General features: G+C 41.9%; 17 protein-coding genes and 1 pseudogene. 16 read left to right on the top strand and 2 right to left on the bottom strand.

Going from position 1 to position 19,124, the window contains the following annotated elements; all coding sequences use genetic code 11:
- The first annotated feature begins 18 nt into the window (after positions 1 to 18).
- From purD to ACZ1G6_RS00495, 6 genes and pseudogenes are all read left to right on the top strand, one after another.
- Positions 19 to 1,308, top strand: coding sequence for a phosphoribosylamine--glycine ligase (purD, locus tag ACZ1G6_RS00520; RefSeq protein ID WP_472617595.1), 1,290 nt, complete (start codon positions 19 to 21; stop codon positions 1,306 to 1,308).
- 60 nt (positions 1,309 to 1,368) lie between these two features.
- Positions 1,369 to 2,272, top strand: a pseudogene (locus tag ACZ1G6_RS00515) (phosphoribulokinase).
- 109 nt (positions 2,273 to 2,381) lie between these two features.
- Positions 2,382 to 3,101 (top strand): osmolarity response regulator transcription factor OmpR, encoded by a 720-nt coding sequence (gene ompR / locus ACZ1G6_RS00510; RefSeq protein ID WP_472617594.1) that lies wholly within the window; start codon positions 2,382 to 2,384, stop codon positions 3,099 to 3,101.
- A gap of 7 nt (positions 3,102 to 3,108) precedes the next feature.
- Positions 3,109 to 4,437 (top strand): two-component system sensor histidine kinase EnvZ, encoded by a 1,329-nt coding sequence (envZ, locus tag ACZ1G6_RS00505; protein ID WP_472617593.1) that lies wholly within the window; start codon positions 3,109 to 3,111, stop codon positions 4,435 to 4,437.
- A 73-nt stretch (positions 4,438 to 4,510) separates the two neighbouring features.
- A complete protein-coding gene (locus ACZ1G6_RS00500; protein WP_472617592.1) occupies positions 4,511 to 6,127 on the top strand; it encodes a DUF5117 domain-containing protein in 1,617 nt (538 codons plus the stop codon).
- Between the two features lie 7 nt (positions 6,128 to 6,134).
- On the top strand, positions 6,135 to 7,091 hold the full coding sequence (locus ACZ1G6_RS00495; protein WP_472617591.1) for a zinc-dependent metalloprotease: 957 nt from the start codon (positions 6,135 to 6,137) through the stop codon (positions 7,089 to 7,091).
- A gap of 199 nt (positions 7,092 to 7,290) precedes the next feature.
- Here the strand turns inward: ACZ1G6_RS00495 and hslO are convergent, their stop codons facing one another.
- Positions 7,291 to 8,169, bottom strand: coding sequence for an Hsp33 family molecular chaperone HslO (gene hslO / locus ACZ1G6_RS00490; protein WP_472617590.1), 879 nt, complete (start codon positions 8,167 to 8,169; stop codon positions 7,291 to 7,293).
- Positions 8,170 to 8,179: 10 nt separating this feature from the next.
- Positions 8,180 to 8,602 carry a ribosome-associated heat shock protein Hsp15 gene (hslR, locus tag ACZ1G6_RS00485; protein WP_472617589.1) on the bottom strand — a complete coding sequence of 141 codons (423 nt, stop codon included), beginning with the start codon at positions 8,600 to 8,602 and terminating at the stop codon, positions 8,180 to 8,182.
- Positions 8,603 to 8,842: 240 nt separating this feature from the next.
- Here hslR and gspC point away from each other — a divergent pair, with 240 nt between their 5' ends.
- From gspC to gspL, 10 genes are read left to right on the top strand one after another with little or no spacing between them, the layout of a single operon-like run.
- Complete coding sequence (gspC, locus tag ACZ1G6_RS00480) at positions 8,843 to 9,793, top strand: type II secretion system protein GspC (protein WP_472617588.1); 951 nt, start codon at positions 8,843 to 8,845, stop codon at positions 9,791 to 9,793.
- Positions 9,794 to 9,821: 28 nt separating this feature from the next.
- Positions 9,822 to 11,879, top strand: a complete 2,058-nt coding sequence (gspD, locus tag ACZ1G6_RS00475; protein WP_472617587.1) for a type II secretion system secretin GspD — start codon at positions 9,822 to 9,824, stop codon at positions 11,877 to 11,879.
- Positions 11,879 to 13,471, top strand: a complete 1,593-nt coding sequence (gene gspE / locus ACZ1G6_RS00470; protein WP_472617586.1) for a type II secretion system ATPase GspE — start codon at positions 11,879 to 11,881, stop codon at positions 13,469 to 13,471. The genes gspD and gspE overlap by 1 nt, the downstream gene beginning before the upstream one ends.
- Entirely contained in the window at positions 13,471 to 14,691 is a 1,221-nt protein-coding gene (gene gspF, locus ACZ1G6_RS00465; protein WP_472617585.1) for a type II secretion system inner membrane protein GspF, read from the top strand. Before gspE ends, gspF begins: the two co-directional genes overlap by 1 nt.
- A 25-nt stretch (positions 14,692 to 14,716) precedes the next feature.
- Positions 14,717 to 15,169 carry a type II secretion system major pseudopilin GspG gene (gene gspG, locus ACZ1G6_RS00460; RefSeq protein WP_472617584.1) on the top strand — a complete coding sequence of 151 codons (453 nt, stop codon included), beginning with the start codon at positions 14,717 to 14,719 and terminating at the stop codon, positions 15,167 to 15,169.
- Between the two features lie 21 nt (positions 15,170 to 15,190).
- Positions 15,191 to 15,811 carry a type II secretion system minor pseudopilin GspH gene (gspH, locus tag ACZ1G6_RS00455; RefSeq protein WP_472617583.1) on the top strand — a complete coding sequence of 207 codons (621 nt, stop codon included), beginning with the start codon at positions 15,191 to 15,193 and terminating at the stop codon, positions 15,809 to 15,811.
- Positions 15,808 to 16,209 (top strand): type II secretion system minor pseudopilin GspI, encoded by a 402-nt coding sequence (gene gspI / locus ACZ1G6_RS00450; protein ID WP_472617582.1) that lies wholly within the window; start codon positions 15,808 to 15,810, stop codon positions 16,207 to 16,209. Before gspH ends, gspI begins: the two co-directional genes overlap by 4 nt.
- Positions 16,210 to 16,217: 8 nt before the next feature.
- The gene (gspJ, locus tag ACZ1G6_RS00445; RefSeq protein ID WP_472617581.1) at positions 16,218 to 16,865 is read left to right on the top strand and encodes a type II secretion system minor pseudopilin GspJ; all 648 of its coding nucleotides are present in this window, start codon (positions 16,218 to 16,220) and stop codon (positions 16,863 to 16,865) included.
- Positions 16,865 to 17,947: a type II secretion system minor pseudopilin GspK gene (gspK, locus tag ACZ1G6_RS00440; RefSeq protein WP_472617580.1), complete on the top strand. Its 1,083-nt coding sequence runs from the start codon at positions 16,865 to 16,867 to the stop codon at positions 17,945 to 17,947. Before gspJ ends, gspK begins: the two co-directional genes overlap by 1 nt.
- Complete coding sequence (gene gspL, locus ACZ1G6_RS00435) at positions 17,948 to 19,123, top strand: type II secretion system protein GspL (RefSeq protein WP_472617579.1); 1,176 nt, start codon at positions 17,948 to 17,950, stop codon at positions 19,121 to 19,123.
- Position 19,124: the final 1 nt, after the last annotated feature.

Genomic DNA, 19,124 nt, shown 5'->3' with positions numbered 1-19,124 from the left:
GAAAAAGCGAATTCGAACATGAAAATATTAGTTATTGGATCAGGCGGGCGTGAACACGCCTTAGCATTTAAAGCCGCACAATCAACACAAGTTAACACTGTTTACGTAGCTCCTAGTAACGCAGGTACTGCAAGTGAAGCCAAACTTGAGAATATCGCGATTGCAGCTGACAACTTAGATGCTTTGTTGGAATTTGCAATTGAACAAAAAATAGATTTGACGATTGTAGGACCTGAGCAACCTCTTGTATTAGGTATTGTCGATTTGTTCGAGAGCAACGGCCTTGCTATTTTTGGGCCAAGCAAACAGGCAGCTCAACTTGAAGGTTCAAAAGCTTTTAGCAAGGACTTTTTAGCAAAATATAACATCCCGTCTGCTGCTTACGCGACATTTACCGAAATCGAAAAAGCGTCTGCCTATATCGAGCAACAAGGTGCACCAATTGTTGTCAAAGCGGATGGTTTAGCTGCGGGCAAAGGCGTTATTGTTGCAATGACCGTTCAAGAAGCAATAGAAGCGGTAAATGATATGCTTGCCGACAATAAATTTGGCGATGCTGGCAGCCGTGTAGTGATTGAAGACTTTTTAGCAGGCGAAGAAGCAAGTTTTATTGTTATGGTAGACGGTAAAAATGTGTTGCCTTTTGCTACTAGCCAAGACCACAAGCGTGCATATGATGGAGATAAAGGACCAAACACAGGTGGAATGGGCGCATATTCTCCTGCACCTGTGGTTACCCCAGAAATACACAAGCGCATAATGGATGAAGTGATTTATCCAACTGTGCAAGGCATGATTGACGAAGGAACACCTTACAAAGGATTTTTGTATGCGGGCTTGATGATTGATAGTTCCGGGCAAGCTAAAGTAATTGAGTTTAATTGCCGTTTTGGTGACCCCGAAACACAGCCTATTATGATGCGTTTAGAGTCTGACTTGGTTAGCTTATGTATGCAAGCTTGTGATGGGCACTTGGACCAAGCTAAGATTGAATTTAACCCTTTAGCATCTATTGGTGTAGTGATGGCGGCAGGTGGTTATCCGCAATCATATGCCAAAGGTAAGCCAATAAATGGTTTAGAGTCCAATCTATCCAATTCAAAAGTATTCCATGCTGGTACCGCAATAAGCGATGGTCAAGTTGTGACATCGGGTGGCCGCGTGTTATGTGTGACCAGCCTTGGAGAAGATGTTACTCAAGCCCAAGCTTTGGCATATGAAGTACTAAGTAACATTAGTTTTGAAGATGCGTTTTATCGACAAGATATAGGGTATCGTGCAATCGCAAGAGAGCAATCTAACAAATAAGCACTTGACCAATAGCATTTGCTTGCATATAAATGGGTATTGCCAACAAAAAAGAAGACCATGTCAGCTAAACATCCCATTATTGCAATTACCGGTTCTTCTGGTGCAGGTACTACGACTACCACAAATGCTATTAGGCATATTTTTAGAAACCTAGATGTGAACGCCGCATCTGTTGGCGGTGACAGCTTTCATCGCTTTACACGCCCTGAAATGGAAGTTGAAATCCGTAAAGCACAGGAACAAGGTAAACATATTAGTTACTTTGGTCCTCGCGCGAATGACTTTGAATTGCTTGAAACGCTTTTTGAGCAATACTCTGCACAAGGGCAAGGGCAATATCGACAATATCTACATACCTTTGACGAAGCGGTACCTTTCAACCAAATGCCGGGGACTTTTACACCTTGGCAAGACTTGCCTGAAAAAACCGATTTGTTGTTTTACGAAGGTCTTCATGGCGGTGTAAAAACCGACAGTTGTGATGTAGCTTCACATGTTGATTTACTGGTAGGCATGGTTCCTATTGTGAATCTTGAATGGATACAAAAAATAGTTCGCGACACGACAGATCGCGGGCATTCACGAGATGCGGTAATGAGCAGTATAGTGCGTAGTCTTGATGATTATTTTCACTACATTACTCCACAATTTTCACGTACACACATTAATTTTCAACGTGTCCCTACCGTTGATACATCAAATCCTTTTAGCGCACGAGAAATACCGTCTCAAGACGAGAGCTTTGTCGTTGTGAGATTTAGACGTGACATGAAAAAAGTCGATTTCCCCTACCTACTGCAAATGATAGATGGTGCTTTCATGTCTCGTATCAATACCTTGGTCGTGCCTTAGTGGTAAAATGGGCCTTGCTATGGAATTAATCCTAAGCCCTTTGATTGCACAGTTAATGGAAGCCAAACGTCGAGCCGGTTACCAAGTTGATTGGGTCGCCGAGAAATAAATCCACAGATTTCACACTTTGTAACACTTTTTGAATGTGTCTATCGTAGGTTTTATCGTCGTTGTTGGGTATATTAACAGGTAGATAAAGGTATTAAGGCACCAACAAGATGGGACAGGAAACCACTAAAATAATTGTCGTTGATGACGACATGAGACTTCGTTCCTTGCTCGAACGATACTTGATGGAACAAGGTTATCAAGTTAGAAGTGTGGCCAATTCAGAGCAAATGGATCGCATGCTAGAGCGCGAAAACTTTCATTTGATGGTGCTAGATTTAATGCTTCCTGACGAAGATGGCTTGTCTATTTGCCGCCGCTTACGTCAACAAGATAATAATATCCCTATCATTATGCTCACAGCAAAAGGTGACGAAGTAGATAGGATTATTGGTCTAGAAATGGGTGCAGATGATTACCTGCCAAAACCTTTTAATCCAAGAGAATTATTAGCGCGAGCAAAAGCTGTTCTTAGGCGCAAAACCAGCGAAGCCCCAGGCGCACCCACTCAATCTGAACAAATTGTTTCATTTGGTCCATTTACACTCAATTTAGCTACGCGCGAAATGAGCGACGATGGCAAATCGATTGCATTGACCAGTGGTGAGTTTGCGGTACTAAAATCACTCGTGTCTCATCCTAGAACACCTCTGTCTCGTGATAAACTTATGAATCTTGCACGTGGCCGAGACTATAGTGCATTAGAGCGCAGTATTGATGTACAAGTATCACGCCTACGCCGAATGCTTGAAGATGACCCCGCTAATCCTCGTTACATCCAAACAGTTTGGGGCTTAGGCTATGTTTTTGTGCCTGACGGTAAGGCTTGATATTTAAGTGCTCAACCGTTTAGTTCCCTCTACCGCTTTTGGTCAAACCGCTTTGCTAATTGGTGCATTGTTACTGATTAACCAATTGGTGTCTTATCTATCCATTACTCATTATTTTATTGGCCCTAGCTATGAACAAATTAACAGGCTCATTGCCAATCAAATAAACACTTTTTTAATCAATGATATTGACGACTTAACCGAGCAGCAAATCGCTGATTTGCAACAACGTACAGGTATTGTCTTTCACAATGATATTAGTGCAATGCATGCAGGCTTAAGTAATGCTTCTTATTATGCATTTATGTCATCACAAGTTAGTGACAGCTTAGGAAGTGATACTGAAATTAGAATAAAAACAGGCGAACAATATGTCGTTTGGATCAAACCGTCTTTTAAACCTAATCTATGGATTGCGATTCCTTTAAAAGGGGTTAATGAAAAAGCGATTTCCCCTCTAACGATGTACTTTTTAGTGATAGGCGGCTTGAGTGTTATCGGTGGCTGGTTATTTGTAAGGCGATTAAATCGCCCCCTTCAAGCGCTTCAAAAAGCGGCCCGATTAGTCGGTGATGGCAAATTTCCTGAACCTTTACCACTAGAAGGTAATAAAGAAATTGTGGCCGTTACTAGTGCGTTTAACACAATGTCTGCTGATATAAAGCAGCTTGAAAATGATCGCATGATCATGACTGCTGGCATATCTCATGATCTAAGAACGCCGCTTACACGGATTCGCCTAGCAAGTGAAATGCTCCCTCAAGAACATGACTGGGTCAAAGATGGAATTGAACATGATATTGATGATTTGAATAATATCATTAACCAATTCATTGATTACGCCAGACAAGATCAACAAGAAGAGTTTGAGTTACACGATATTAATGCATTAATCAGTGAAGTAGTGACCGCGCGGAGCATCGATGTCTCTCATCAAATAGATTTACACTTATCTTCTCTTGCGCCTCTTAGGATGCGAAGAGTCGGCATTAAGCGCGTCATTGAAAACCTTATCGAAAATGCTTTTAGATATGGTAGCGATAAGATCGAAATCTATACTGAACTAAATAACGCTACACGAAGCGTTTCATGCACCATAAGAGATTTCGGTACAGGGATTAACGAGGATAAATTAGCAAAAATGTTCACGCCTTTCACTCAAGGTGATGATGCAAGAGGTAGTTCGGGCTCGGGCTTGGGCCTGGCTATCATCAAACGAATTGTGGAGAGCCACAAAGGTAAAGTGAAGTTTAGCAATCATCCACAAGGCGGATTGAATGCTGGTTTTACATTGCCACTAGATACAAAAATTATAAAGTCACCACATAAACACTAAACTATTAACTATACTTTCAGGCGTGCTTATCATTTATGGTAAACACAAATGAATAAAAATAGGACTAGATCTAATGACAAAACTACGCAACAAAACCTTGATCGCTGCGCTAGCTGCAGCTCTCTTAACGAGCTACAGTCATATAGCACTTAGCTTTGAAAGCGACGAAGAAAAAGAAGAAAAAGAGCCTACTTTGGCAGAAACTCTTGCAGAAAAAAGTGCATACGAGGGGTTTCTTGACATATATCGAGACAAAGAAGACGGCTCAGGCCTTGTTCTTATTGAAGAGGCCGATTTAGATAAGCCTTTTTTATATATTGTATCAACCGTTGATGGTGTGGTTGCTGCAGGCACATTCAGAGGCCAATATCGTCAAGCACGACTTATTGAATTTAGACGTTATTTTAATCGTATCGATGTGATTGCTAAAACCAATCGTTTTTACTTTGACCCTGATAATGCGGTAAGCAGAGCAGCTGACGCCAATATAAGTGAGTCAGTGCTTGTTTCAACAGAAATTGCTCACGAAGAAGACGGAAAAATCGCTATATCATTAGGTGATTTAATCAAAAATGAATCAATGCACCGAGTGGCTCCGATGCCACCAAGTGACTCATCAGGCGGTGACCGATTTAGCGTAGGCGGCTTATCAGAAGACAAGTCACGTATTGTTGATATAAACAATTTCCCTGAAAATACACATGTTATTGTTGACTATGTATTTGAGAATAAAACGCCAAAAGCCTCAGGCGGCGCGGAAATTCCTGATCAGCGTTACACAACTTTAAGTATTCAACATGCTTTTGTTCAGGTACCCGAAAACGACTTTACACCTAGACGTGACGACCCAAGAGTTGGCTACTTTGGTCAACAATTTGATGATTTGACTAGCGATCAAACTACCTATTACCGTGATGTCATCAACAGATGGCATCTAGTTAAAAAAGACCCAACTGCAGCAGTGTCAGACCCAGTTGAACCTATTGTATGGTGGATAGAAAATACCACGCCACTTGAGTGGCGCGAAACAATTAAAAATGCGGCTTTGGCATGGAATCCATCCTTTGAAAAAGCAGGCTTTAGCAATGCAATTGTAGTAAAAGTGCAACCAGATGATGCAACATGGACAGCTGATGATATTCGATACAACGTGCTTCGTTGGACATCATCTCCAAACCCGCCATTTGGTGGCTATGGGCCAAGTGTTGCGCATCCTTTGACAGGCCAAATTTTAGCTGCCGATATAATGCTTGAGTATAGCTTTATATCAGGACGATGGTTATCAGAGAAAGTATTTACTGATGGCTATTCAGCATTAGCACAAAATCTACCTGAGCATCAACATACAGATGGTGAACATAGCTTCCAACATTGTTCATTAGGGCATGAGTTACAGTTCACCAAGCAATTTGCAAAATTTGCTGGTATGGCAAATGGCATGAGCGACATGGAAAAGAACAGGCTAATGCGACAGTCAATGCACTATTTAATATTGCATGAAATTGGCCATACACTTGGGCTAAACCACAATATGATGGCAACGCAACTACATAGCCCTGAAGATGCCTACAATATCGATGTTACTCAAGGCCTGCTAGCGGGATCTATTATGGATTACCCTGCGGTTAACTATGCCCCTGTTGGCATGAAGCAAGGTGATTTTTATTCTGAAAGACTAAGGGCCGTATGATGATTGGGTGATTGAATATGGTTACTCACCAGCCCTAGCCGATGCTGACGCCGAAGAAGCGCGTTTAAATGAAATATTGTCACGTTCAACAGAGCCTGCGTTGGCTTTTGGTAATGATGCAGATGATATGCGTTCTCCAGGCAGACATGTTGACCCGCGTATCAACATTTTTGATATGTCGAATGACGCTGTTGCCTATGCGCAAGACCGCTTTAAATTAATCAAGCATTCAGCCGGTAAACTTAAAGATAGAGTATTAAGCGAAGGTAAATCTCATAATGACTTAGTCATTGGCGCGAATATTTTGTTTCGTGAGTTTGGCTCTCAAGCAGCTGTAGTCAGTCGATACATTGGTGGTGTTTATCTTAATCGCGCGATGGTCGGTCAACAAGGCTACACTCAGCCCCTAACACCTGTGCCATTGGACTATCAGAAAAAGGCAATGAATACACTTAACGAGTTCTTCTTTGCACCTGATGCGATAGAAGAAATGCAGCCACTATTTGCTTACATGCAAAGGCAGCGTCGTGGATTTAATGGTTGGGGGCGTGACGAATCACCCAGAATCCATAATATGTTATTGCGTACCCAACAACGCGTGCTTGATCATGTCATGCATCCAAACGTAACCATGCGCATAACTGATACGGCCTTATTTGGTAACAAATACACAATTGATTTAATGATGGAAGATTTGACTAATGGTATTTTTAGCGCTGATATTAAATCAAGCGTTAATACATACCGTCAAAACCTTCAGCTTGAATATGTCGAGCGTTTGATTGCAGCTTCGGGATTAGAGGGGAACAGTAGCCATGACACCATTACACAAGCAACGGCTATTTATGAACTTCGCCGCGTTGCCAAAATGGTTGATAACTCAAGAGGCAATAATGCTAGCAAAATTCACAAGCAATATTTGCAAGACCGGATAGCAAGAGCGTTCCATAAAAGCGAATCATAACTAGCTTAATTCAGCGTTTAAAGGGCACTTACTAAGTGCCCTTTTTTTGCTTACAAGAGCCTCAACATACATGCGCTTTATGTCGACCGTCGTTGCTTTTGTTTTCGTAAGTATCGCTTTGTCTGCCTTAGCTGTTCAAAATACAGAAACTGCTTAGTTGCAATTGCCTAATGCAAGTGCACACTATCCAAATACTGATTTACGCTTCGCCCGCACCAAAGTTTTGACCATGTATGTTGGCAACATCGATAGCGTCAAAACTATATTGTGTTAAACAAAACTGGCAATCCATTGTGATTTTGCCATCTTCTTCCAAAATAGAATCAAGCTCTTGTTTCGACACGCTCTTTAGCGCGGCCATGCTCCGTTGCTTTGAACAATCACAATGAAAACTAACTGCTTGGGGTTCAAAAACACGCACATCATCTTCATGAAAAAGACGATAAATTATATCGTTTGCGGGCAAAGAAAATAGCTCGTGTGCTGTTAATGTATTGGCTAAATGCGAGCAGTGTTCAAAATCAGGGTTAGTTTCAACATTAGAACTTTCGCTAGTGGTAGGTACTACTTGAATCAATATCCCACCAGCCATCGGTGCTTCATCGAAACTTGTCATTAACGAAACCTTCGTCAATAGTTGCTCTGACTGCAAAAAATAATCTTCAATACATTCACTTAGCGACGCTTTATCAAGTGCGACCATGCCTTGATAACGTTGGCCATCTTTTGGCGTCAGTGTAATCGCCAGCACCCCTTTTTTAAACCAATCGCTAAACGTATTACTTAAGGTTTGAGTTTGATCCCATCGAGCAACACCTCTTAGCTGCTGCTTGTGGTCACCATTGATAATTGCGTATTTAATAGGCCCTTCACTTTGAATTTGAAGCGCTATTTCACCTTCAAACTTTAAGGTAGCCGTCAATAAACTTGCTGCCGCCATTAGCTCCCCTAGCAAGGTTTTAACGGCTGAAGGATAATTAGCATTTCGCAAAATCTGCTGATAGCTTTCTTGTAAACTGACTACTTCGCCTCTGATATCTCTATTATCAAATAAAAATCTATCTACAGTATCACTCATGTCTGTCTCGTTATTGGTGTTTAAATTGGATGATTTGACGACGCTGTTTTTTATCTGGCCGTGAATCAGGTCTTGGGCTATGAAACACGCTTAATTTGCGTGCTTGTTGATTTTTCTCTCGCAATGCAATGCTTTGAGCGGTTTCTTCATACATTAATGCTGCCAAGCTTGCTTGTTGTCGTTTATCTATTATCTGCATTACCACTACGGTCTTGTCGTCGTAACCGCTGGGTAATTTTATGATTGCACCTTGCTCAACTACCTTGCTTGGTTTGCATCGTTGACCATTGTAATTCACTTTACCAGCAGAAACTGCCTCGCGAGCAATGGCTCGTGTTTTAAAAAACCTAGCGGCCCATAACCATTTATCAAGTCTTACTGACTCGACATCGTTACCGCTTTGTTTGTTATTGGTGCTGTGTTTTTTTACCACTGTATGACCTACTTTTTACTTGTGAAGAAAGTGGGGACGAATATCATAGTTTCAATCTACTGCACTTAAAAAAATAACGTTATCAAATCAAGATATACACAGATATAAAGCAAGCTAGCAAAATCTATCTAGGTGTAAATGAAACTATTTCATCTGAATCACTACTAAGTATTGTAGCATCCTCTTTGACTAGATATGATATGGCTTGAATATTCAATAAAATTAATAAAATAAGTGTACATGACAAGTATAGACCTTAATGCGATCCAACAACGCTACTTCAAACACGAAAATAAACTCATTTTTGTGGTAGTCGTGTTATTGCTTATTTATTTACTGGCATTTTTAGCTAGGTTAACGTGGATGGCTGTTCCACAAGCGCAGTCTGACCAAGCTAATTATACTGCCAACACAAACTCATCTCAAAACAACAACGCTTCGCAAGTCAATATAGCCAATATTACTCGCTTAAATCTGTTTGGCGATGCCAGCGCAAAACCTGTAGAAGAAGTCGTTAATGATGTTAGCGACGCACCTGAAACTCAGCTAAACTTGGTACTTTCGGGCGTTGTGGCAAGTAATCAAGATCCTCAATCAGCCGCGATAATCGAATATAGAAACACGCAAAATACCTATTCAATCGGCGAAAAAATCGAAGGCACAAATGTCACACTGGAAGAAGTGTATGCCGACCGCGTCATTATTAAAAACCGCGTCAATCTAGAGACCTTGATGTTAGAAGGTCTCGACTTCGAAGAAGCGAATCGAAATAGAGCTGTCCAACGGCAACAAACACAGCTTGCCACGAGCCAAAGTCCAAGACAAAACACTAGCTCATCTACAAATAGCAACACGACGGAGCTTACGGCACAAGACCGCCAAGCGTTGATTGATGCTCGTCAGGCTGCACTGCAGTCTCCTGATAGTTTTGCCAAGCTAATTGCTTTAGCGCCCCATCGTATTGATTCCCAGTTGGTAGGGTATCGAATTTCACCAGGCTCAGACCCTAAACTGTTTAACTCAGTGGGCTTAAAAAACGGTGATATTGTGACACAAATGAATGGTTATGATTTAACCGACCCTCGCCAGGCGATAGAAGCACTAGGTGAGCTACAAAATAGTGACTCTTTGCAATTAGAAATAATGCGCGGCGAAGAGTTCGTTTCAATTGATTTTGATATCTCTGCTTAGATAGCAGACTAATAAGGTACGAGTTATTATGATGCTTAAACAGCATGGACGAAGAATAAGAAATCTAGCTTACTCGCTTTGCATTGTTGCAGCGCTTGGGTCTACCCATTTACTAGCGCAACAAGAAGGCCCGCAATATCAGCCTAGTTTTAAAAATACGGAAATTACCGAGTTTATCAATATTGTTGGTAAAAACCTCAAGCGAACTATCATTGTTGACCCCAATGTACGCGGTAAGATAAGCGTCACAAGCTATGATTTGATGACAGAAGACCAATACTATCAATTCTTTTTGAATGTGTTGCAAGTCTATGATTTTGCTGTAGTTGAAATGCCTAACGGTATATTAAAAGTCGTTAGGTCAAAAGACGCGAAATCATCAAATATTCCCGTTGTCGAATCCACCGATTTTAACGGTGATGAGATGATTACTCGCGTTATACCTGTTTACAATGTGCCAGTGCGCGATTTAGCACCAATTTTACGCCAGTTAAATGACCAAGCCGGCGGTGGACAAGTTGTTGCCCATGATCCATCTAATGTCATGATGATTACCGGGCGGGCAGCGGTAGTGAATCGCTTAGCTGAAATTATAGAGCGTGTTGACCAAGCTGGTGATGAAGAAGTTGAAGTGGTAAAACTAAAGTTTGCTTCAGCATCTGAAATTGTCCGTATTGTTACCAGCATCAATAGTAACCAAGGCAAAGCTGCCGCTAATGCGCGCTCGGGTCCAAGAGCCGTTGCTGATGACCGAACCAATAGCGTTATTGTTAGTGGCGATTCAAAATCGCGCCAACGCTTAATTAACTTAATTAATCGCATGGACCAAGAGCTAGAATCTAGCGGAAACACACGCGTTATATACCTTGATTATGCTAAATCAGAAGATATTGTAAAAGTACTTCAAGGAGTCAGTGCAGGCATTCAAGCAGAAGCACAAGGCGGAGGGCAACAGCAACGTCGTTCATCTAATAATCGTGAAGTGAGTATCGAATCACACGAAGATACTAATTCATTAGTCATTACCGCAGAGCCTGACATGATGCGCTCGCTTGAAGATGTCATAAGACAACTAGATGTTCGCCGCGCCCAAGTGCAAGTAGAAGCGATAATTGTTGAGGTCTTTGAAGGCGACGGCGTAACGCTTGGCGTACAGTTAGTGTCAGAAGAAGGCGGCGGAACTCAGTTTACTAATGGCGTTGTCGGTGTGGGCTCACTAGGTGTCGCATTACGAGAAGCAGAAGATGTAGAACGAACTGTAACGAATATTTCAAATGATGGTTCACCTGTGCAAACAACCGATACAACGGAAGGTAACCTTACACCTCTTGCAAGTATTTTAGGCGGGGCAAACGGTTTAATTGCAGGCGTCATTGAAAATGGCTGGGGTGCTGTAGTGCAAGCCGTCAGTACTGATACTAATTCGAACATATTAGCTACGCCTCATTTGACGACTATGGACAATGAAGAAGCTTTTTTCATTGTTGGTCAAGAGGTACCGATAATTACTGGCACAAGTACAGGTTCAAATAACTCCAATCCTTTCCAAACAGTCGAACGTCAAGAAGTCGGTATCAAGCTTAAAGTCACACCACAAATCAACGAAGGCGACGCCGTTCAGATGACCATCGAACAAGAAGTGTCAAGCGTCAGCGGGGCAACTTCAGTTGATATTTCGATTAACAAAAGAGAAATCAAAACCACTGTTATCGTAGATGATGGTGGCACTATCGTGTTAGGTGGATTAATCGATGAGGACGTTCAAGAAAGTGTATCTAAGGTACCACTGCTTGGTGACATCCCTATTTTAGGCCATCTGTTTAAATCGACCAGTACTAGCAAACGTAAACGCAATTTGATGGTGTTTTTACGCCCTACTATTGTGCGTGATGCCGCCACTATGAATGAAATCAGTCATCGTAAATATAATTATATCCGCGCCCAACAATTAGACCGTTTATCACAAGGTATTCCCTTAATGCCGTTTGCAACTGGCCCTGAACTGCCGCAATGGGATGATAAATTGGTGTTACCGCCTTCATATGATGAATTTTTATCTGAAAAAGCAAAAGAGGATAAGGACTAATGTCATCGAAGGTTTCTGAGCAACACGAAATGTCAGAGGAAATTGATGATATTGCGGCGCAATTAAGCACTGATGAGTTAGCTCCTATCGACGAGGATACTAATGAAGCCACTGTTGACGAAGTGTCTAACTCACAAATTCCTTTTAGTTTTGCAAAGCGCTTTAACGTCTTGCTTGATACCGCGACACAGCCGTATGAGTTGTATTATACAGATAATACGCCAATGTCAGCTTTCGTTGAGGTCAGGCGGTATTGTGCCCAAGCTTTTTTGCTTAAACGTTCTTCACAAGAAGACTTCGAAACACTGCTCACCGATTCATTTCAGCGCGATTCTTCTGAAGCAAAGCAATTAATGGAAGACTTAGGTAATGAAAGTGATTTATTTGCTTTAGCCGAAGACTTACCCGATACAGAAGACTTGCTAGATAACGAAGACGACGCACCAATAATCAAGTTAATCAATGCAATGTTAGGAGAAGCAATTAAAGAAGGCGCATCTGATATTCATATTGAAACCTTTGAAAACCAACTAATTATCCGCTTTAGGGTAGATGGTGTTTTACGGGAAATTTTACGCCCAAATCGTAAAATGTCGTCGATGCTAGTGTCGCGTATCAAAGTTATGTCAAAAATGGATATTGCAGAAAAGCGCGTACCGCAAGATGGCCGAATCAGTTTGCGCATTGGTGGCCGAGCGGTAGATGTGCGTGTATCAACAATGCCGTCGAGCCATGGCGAAAGAGTAGTGCTACGTTTGCTAGATAAAAACAATGCACGCCTCAACCTTGAAGATTTAGGCATGACCGCGACTAACCGTGAGAAGTTTTCAGAGCTTATTCGCAAGCCGCATGGGATCATGCTAGTCACAGGCCCAACAGGCTCAGGTAAAAGTACAACTTTGTATGCAGGCTTAAGTGAAATAAACTCCAAAGATAGAAACATTCTAACCGTAGAAGATCCGATAGAATTTGATTTAGAAGGGATTGGCCAGACCCAAGTAAATAGTAAAGTCGATATGACCTTTGCGCGTGGTCTGCGAGCAATATTGCGCCAAGACCCTGATGTGGTAATGGTTGGTGAAATACGAGATATTGAAACCGCGCAGATTGCTGTCCAAGCCAGTTTAACCGGTCACTTGGTATTATCGACCCTACATACCAATACGGCTGCAGGCGCCATCACCCGATTAGAAGATATGGGTATCGAACCCTTTTTACTATCATCTAGTTTATTGTCAGTATTATCGCAACGCCTTGTCAGAACGCTCTGCCCTGATTGTAAAAAGCCACATACTCCCAGCGAACGAGAACAAGAAATTCTAGGCTTAGCATCAACCGATAAGGTTACAATTTATAACCCTGTTGGTTGTATTAATTGTAACCATACTGGCTACCGCGGTCGAACCGGCATCCACGAGCAGTTGATTGTTGATGAGCACGTTCGAGAGATGATGCATGATGGCAGAGGCGAACAAGCTATCGAAAAACATATTCGAAGCAACACTCCTTCGATTCGCCAAGATGGTTGCGACAAAGTCATTGCCGGTATTACTTCGTTAGAAGAAGTACTTCGCGTTACCAGAGAAGAGTAATGCCAGCATTTGCATATAAAGCCCTCGACAAGAAAGGCAAAAGTAACAATGGTGTGCTTGAGGCGGATACTGCTCGTCAGATTCGACAACAGCTCAGAGAAAAGGATTTAATTCCCCTTGAAGTCGAGCAGGTCGCTGAACAAAAAGAGAAACAACAGTCTTTTCGTTCTTTTTTTAAACCGCGCATATCCACTGCAGATTTATCCCTACTAACACGCCAATTATCTACGCTGATTGAAGCTTCTTTACCTATTGAAGAGGCATTACTAGCCGTTGCTGAGCAATCAGAAAAACCCCGTACAAAAAACATGATGATGGCGGTGCGAAGCAAAGTGGTAGAAGGATATAGCCTAGCTGAAGCCTTAGCTGAATTTCCAAGTGTCTTTGATAATCTGTTTACCGCCATGGTTGCCGCTGGTGAAAAATCTGGACACTTAGATTCAGTATTAACACGTTTAGCCGATTATGCAGAGCGCCGACAAGAAACAAAGAGCCAAATATCACAAGCCTTGATATACCCTATTGTAATGGTAGTTGTTGCTTTGAGCGTGGTAATCATGATGTTAACCGTTGTCGTGCCCAAAATTGTCGATCAGTTTGATTCGATGGGGCAAGAACTCCCAACCGTTACGCAAATTTTGATATTTATTAGCGAAGGCTTGCAAAACTATGGCATTTATATCGCGATAGGTATTGCTGTGCTGATGTTAGGCATATCGCAAATCCTCAAAAATCCGAAGATGTCATTGCGTTGGCATCGCTCACTGCTAACAATGCCAATTATTGGTAAGCTTTCAAGGGGAACTAACACCGCTAGATTTGCTCGAACATTAAGTATACTAACGGCCAGTGCGGTACCTTTGTTAGAATCAATGCGTATTGGCGGTAGAGTCCTTGAAAATAAACATTTGCAAGGACTGGTAAAAACAGCAGCTGAACGAGTGAAAGAAGGCAGTAGTTTGCGAGCCGCACTTGAGCAAACTAAAGTATTTCCTCCGATGATGATGCATATGATTGCTTCGGGTGAGCGCTCTGGTGAGCTACAACAAATGCTTGCGCGCGCCGCAAGTAATCAAGAAAGAGAATTTGAAAGTACCATCAATGTGGCCTTGAAAATATTTGAACCTGTACTAATTGTATCAATGGCATTAACAGTACTATTTATTGTAATGGCAATTTTGCTGCCTATACTGGCCTTAAATAGCCTAGTTGGCATGTAACTTATTATAAAAAGAGAAAACCAAGATGAAACTTAACAAGCTAAAACATTCTATTCAACGAGGCTTTACCCTCATCGAAATAATGGTGGTTTTATTTATTATTGGACTAATGGCCGCTGTTGTCGCTCCACAAATTTTAGGCGAAGGTGAAGCCGCTAGCTTGCGGGTTGCAGCAGTAGATATTCAGCAACTTGAAACCGCGCTTGAACGCTACAAATTACGCACTAATGTATTGCCAACTACCGAGCAAGGTTTAGAGGCATTAGTGACGGCTCCTTCGCTAGACCCTATCCCGCGTAACTACCCTGATGGCGGATTCATTAGACGTTTACCTGCAGATCCATGGGGTAACGAATATGTGTTGCTTAATCCAGGCGAAATCGGTGCAATTGATATTTACTCTTTTGGGCCCGATCAAATAGAAGGGACAGAAGATGATATCGGCACGTGGAACCTTAACGACTATTTGAAAAACTAGCGAATACCGTTTGCCATTAGCATGAATTTTCATTGCCAAGTCAGTAAACCTCAGCAAGGCTTCACTTTAATTGAAATCCTTGTGGTTATTGCCATTATGGCCCTTGTCATGGCTACTGTTCGTTTTACTGTATTTTCAGTATCTGAAGCAGAAAAAGTAGAGCGCGATATTCAACGTCTTCAAGTTGTATTTGAATTAGCGAGTGATTTTGCTGTACTTAATCAGCTTGAAATGGGCTTGCGTATCGATCAAGAAGAAAAGACCTATGAGTTTGTCGTGCTAAATGAAAAAGACCAATGGCAAGCGATCGATAATCAACCCCATTTTGCCTTACAAACACTTATTGGTGAGCCAGAGATTGAGCTCACACTAGACGGTTTTGATTGGCAACAAGACGACAGCCTTTTTGACGGGAGTTTCTTTGATGAAGAGCTCAGTGTCAGTACTGAAGGCGTAGATATTGGCAATGAAGAAGATAAAGAGCCAGAACCACCACAAATATTTATTCTGTCAAGCGGCGAAATTACCCCTTTTGAGCTCAGATTTTCTTACTTTCCTGAGGGCTTTGATAACGAGCCATTTTATTTTAGTTTATCGGGTAAGGAAATTCCCCCATTAGAACGCACGGGCTCTTTAATATGAAAAGGCCACGCAACAAGTTTTATAGACAGCGTGGCTTTACCTTGCTAGAAATTATGGTAGCGGTGTCTATTTTTGCACTTGCTGGTATGGCGATATTAAAAGCATCGCAAGAACATCTACGCTCCTTAGGCGCAATACAAGAACAGACATTTGCTACTTGGGTGGCTAATAATCAATTAACCGAAGCGACCTTAAAAGCACAAGTGCAATGGCCATTAAGAAAAGATGCAAAAGGTGAAGTTGAAATGGGCGAACAAATTTGGTTTTGGCAGCAAGACGTTACTGCCACACTAGATGATTCGCTTTTTATGGTGACTATCAGTGTTGCGACTGACGAAGCCATGGATAACCAAATTACCAGCGTGAGTACCTTTATTGCTCGCCCTAAGCCTAATTAGGCGAGTAAATGTCAAAGCACTCTATATTGTTATTCAATCAACGCTCACATAAACCTAGAACATCGCTAGGTTTTACGCTTATTGAATTAATTATCGCTGTGGCTATTTTCGCCTTGGTTGCATTGGGGACAAATGCACTGCTAAGCGGGGTGTTAGATACCAATGAATTATCCATTGAAAAAGGCAAGCAGCTTGAAGATTTACAACGTGCGATGTTGGTCATGGAGCGAGACTTCTTACAAATACAACAACGCGTTCCTCGTTCGCCGGGTCTTGATAATGAGCTTGTTATAACCGGCGGTGAATTTGAGCTTGAAAGCGATGCTTATGGCATTGGCTTTGTGCGCACAGGCTGGCAAAACCCTCAACTACGGCTCAAGCGTAGTCATTTACAAAACGTTGCCTACCGTATTCAAGATAATCAATTGCAGCGTCTTCATACCAACTATGTTGATTCAGTCATTGGTACCGAACCCAAAGTAAGAGTATTAGTTGAGGGTGTAACTGATTTTCAAGTAGAGGTATTAAGCACCTTATCCAGAGAATTTAGGTGGTCAGATACTATCGTGGCTACCGAATTGCCTTATGCGATTGCAATTACAATAAACACTGAGAATTTTGGTGAGATTCGCCGCGTGTTTAAGGTGAAGGTTTAGTGAGAAAGCTAAATATATCCACTAAGACCCCTCAAAAAGGTGTTGCATTAATTGTGGTGATGCTCATTGTGGTAATGGTTACAGTCGTCGCGGTAGAAATGGGCGCGCGCTTGCAAATGAATTTAGCGCGCACTGTAAATATCAAAACCAACAACCAAGCATATTGGTACGCGTTAGGCGCTGAGCAATTTGCCAAGAAATCCTTGTTGCAAATAAAAGCGCTCTCTGGCGATACCATTCATCTTAATCAGCCTTGGGCTGAAGAGTTCGCTTTTCCTGTGGAAGGTGGGTCAATTGAAGCGCGCATTGTGCATATGCATTCGTGCTTCAATTTAAATGCGATAAATTCTCAGTTTAGTGCAAATAATCCCGATGATCCCAATGATTCAGGTGAGCCTAATCGCCCCCAAGAGCAGCGCACCAATAATGCACCTAACAGAAACCCTAATACTCCATCACAAAGACCCGCCTCCCATGAAGCGTTTCAAGCGCTTGTTGAGAACTTTATAGATGATAGTTTTACCGCAGAAACACTGCGAGACTCATTAATCGACTGGATTGACGAAGACGACATTCCAACTAATTACGGAGCAGAAGACGCCGATTATGAGTCTTTGGCTATTCCGTACTTGGCCGCCAATACCTTAATGTCGCATAAATCAGAATTACGATTAGTCAATGGCGTCGACCAAGGGGTGACCGATGGCTGGTTTAAAGATCTAAGTGATGTTACTTGCGTGTTACCTGAATCTACTATTTCAGTTAATGTAAACACCTTTACACAAGACAACGCGGTTGTGCTTGCAGCTCTTTTAGGGGACACTTTAGATAACAGTATAAGTATCATCGACAACAGACCCGAAGAAGGCTTTGCAGATAAGCAAAGTTTTTTAGATGTCTCGACGGTACAGGCTTTACAATTGTCGCCTGAAAAACAAGCATGGTTTGATGTGACAGGCGATTATTTTAGACTCGATACGCGCGCGACGTACCAAGGTTCGCAGTTTAGAATGTCGACATTGTTTAAATTAGAAGAAACCGAGGTTACCGTGATAGGCAGAGAATTTGGAGGCGCATTGTAAATGCAGCGATTAATTGTCAGGTTAGGTATAACTGATCAAGAACCCATTCATTGGCTCGTTTATAGCGAAGATGAAAACGAAATTATCGCGTCTGGTAGACTTGCTGGTGCAAGTGAACTTGAGACACTAAGCTCACATGCAGATAATGCAAGGGTCACCGCGGTTGTGCCAGCAAGCGCTATTTATCATACCCGTGTTGAAATGCCAAAAGGCGCATCTCGTAAAGCATTATCAGCGGTTCCCTTTATGGTTGAGGAAGAACTATGCTCATCTATAGAAACTCAGTTTTTTGCCCTAGGAAGTAAAGTTGACAGTATTGTAGAAGTAGCGGTGGTGAGCAAATCGCTAATGCAACAGTGGCAGACACAACTTGATAATGCTGGTATTTTTTGTCAAGAATTACTCCCCGATGCTTATTGCTTGCCTCTTAATGAGAATCTTAATGTTGCACAAATTGACGATGACCTATTAGTACGTTTTCCCGATGGCACTGCAATGATGGGCGAAACACAGTGGCTATTGCCACTGATTATGGAACAAGCGCAAGCAAAAGAGCTCAAAATCTGTGCTTATAGTGAAATTGATACGCTTGAGCAATCAGACACGGTTGAATTTGATTTTGATAAATTGCCCATGCAGTTATTACTAAATGGTAGTGCTCGTGTATCACTTAATCTGTTGCAAGCAGAGTATGAAGTCAAACGCAAAGCCAATCCAAGATGGGATAAATGGAAATTAGCTGCCAGCCTAGCAGTAGTGGCATTATTTGCTAACTTGATTGTAAAAGGTGTCGAGCTAAATTCATTACAAAACCAACGTGACATGCTTAGACAAGATATCAATACCTTGATGAAGCAAAACTTTCCTAATACTCGGATATTTAGACGGCAAACCATCGAAAATGAAATAGCTCGACTAGAGCAAAGCTCTGGCGATGCTAGCATGCTAGCAATGTTAAATCGGCTCAGTGATGTCTTTAATTCAAGTGGTATTCGCCCACAAAGTATCGGCTTTGATATGAGTCGAGGCGAAATTAGAATGCAATCTGTTGCCAGTAATTTTGATTCGTTTGAACGCTTCGGCAGAGACGCCAGAGCACTTGGCTTTGAGGTAGAACAAGGTGCAATCAACAATCGTGGCGACGAAACGGTAGGTGTATTGGTGATCAAAGGATGAA

The organism is Glaciecola sp. HA4-3 (assembly GCF_055693685.1).
This window is presented reverse-complemented; position numbering and strand designations above follow the sequence as displayed.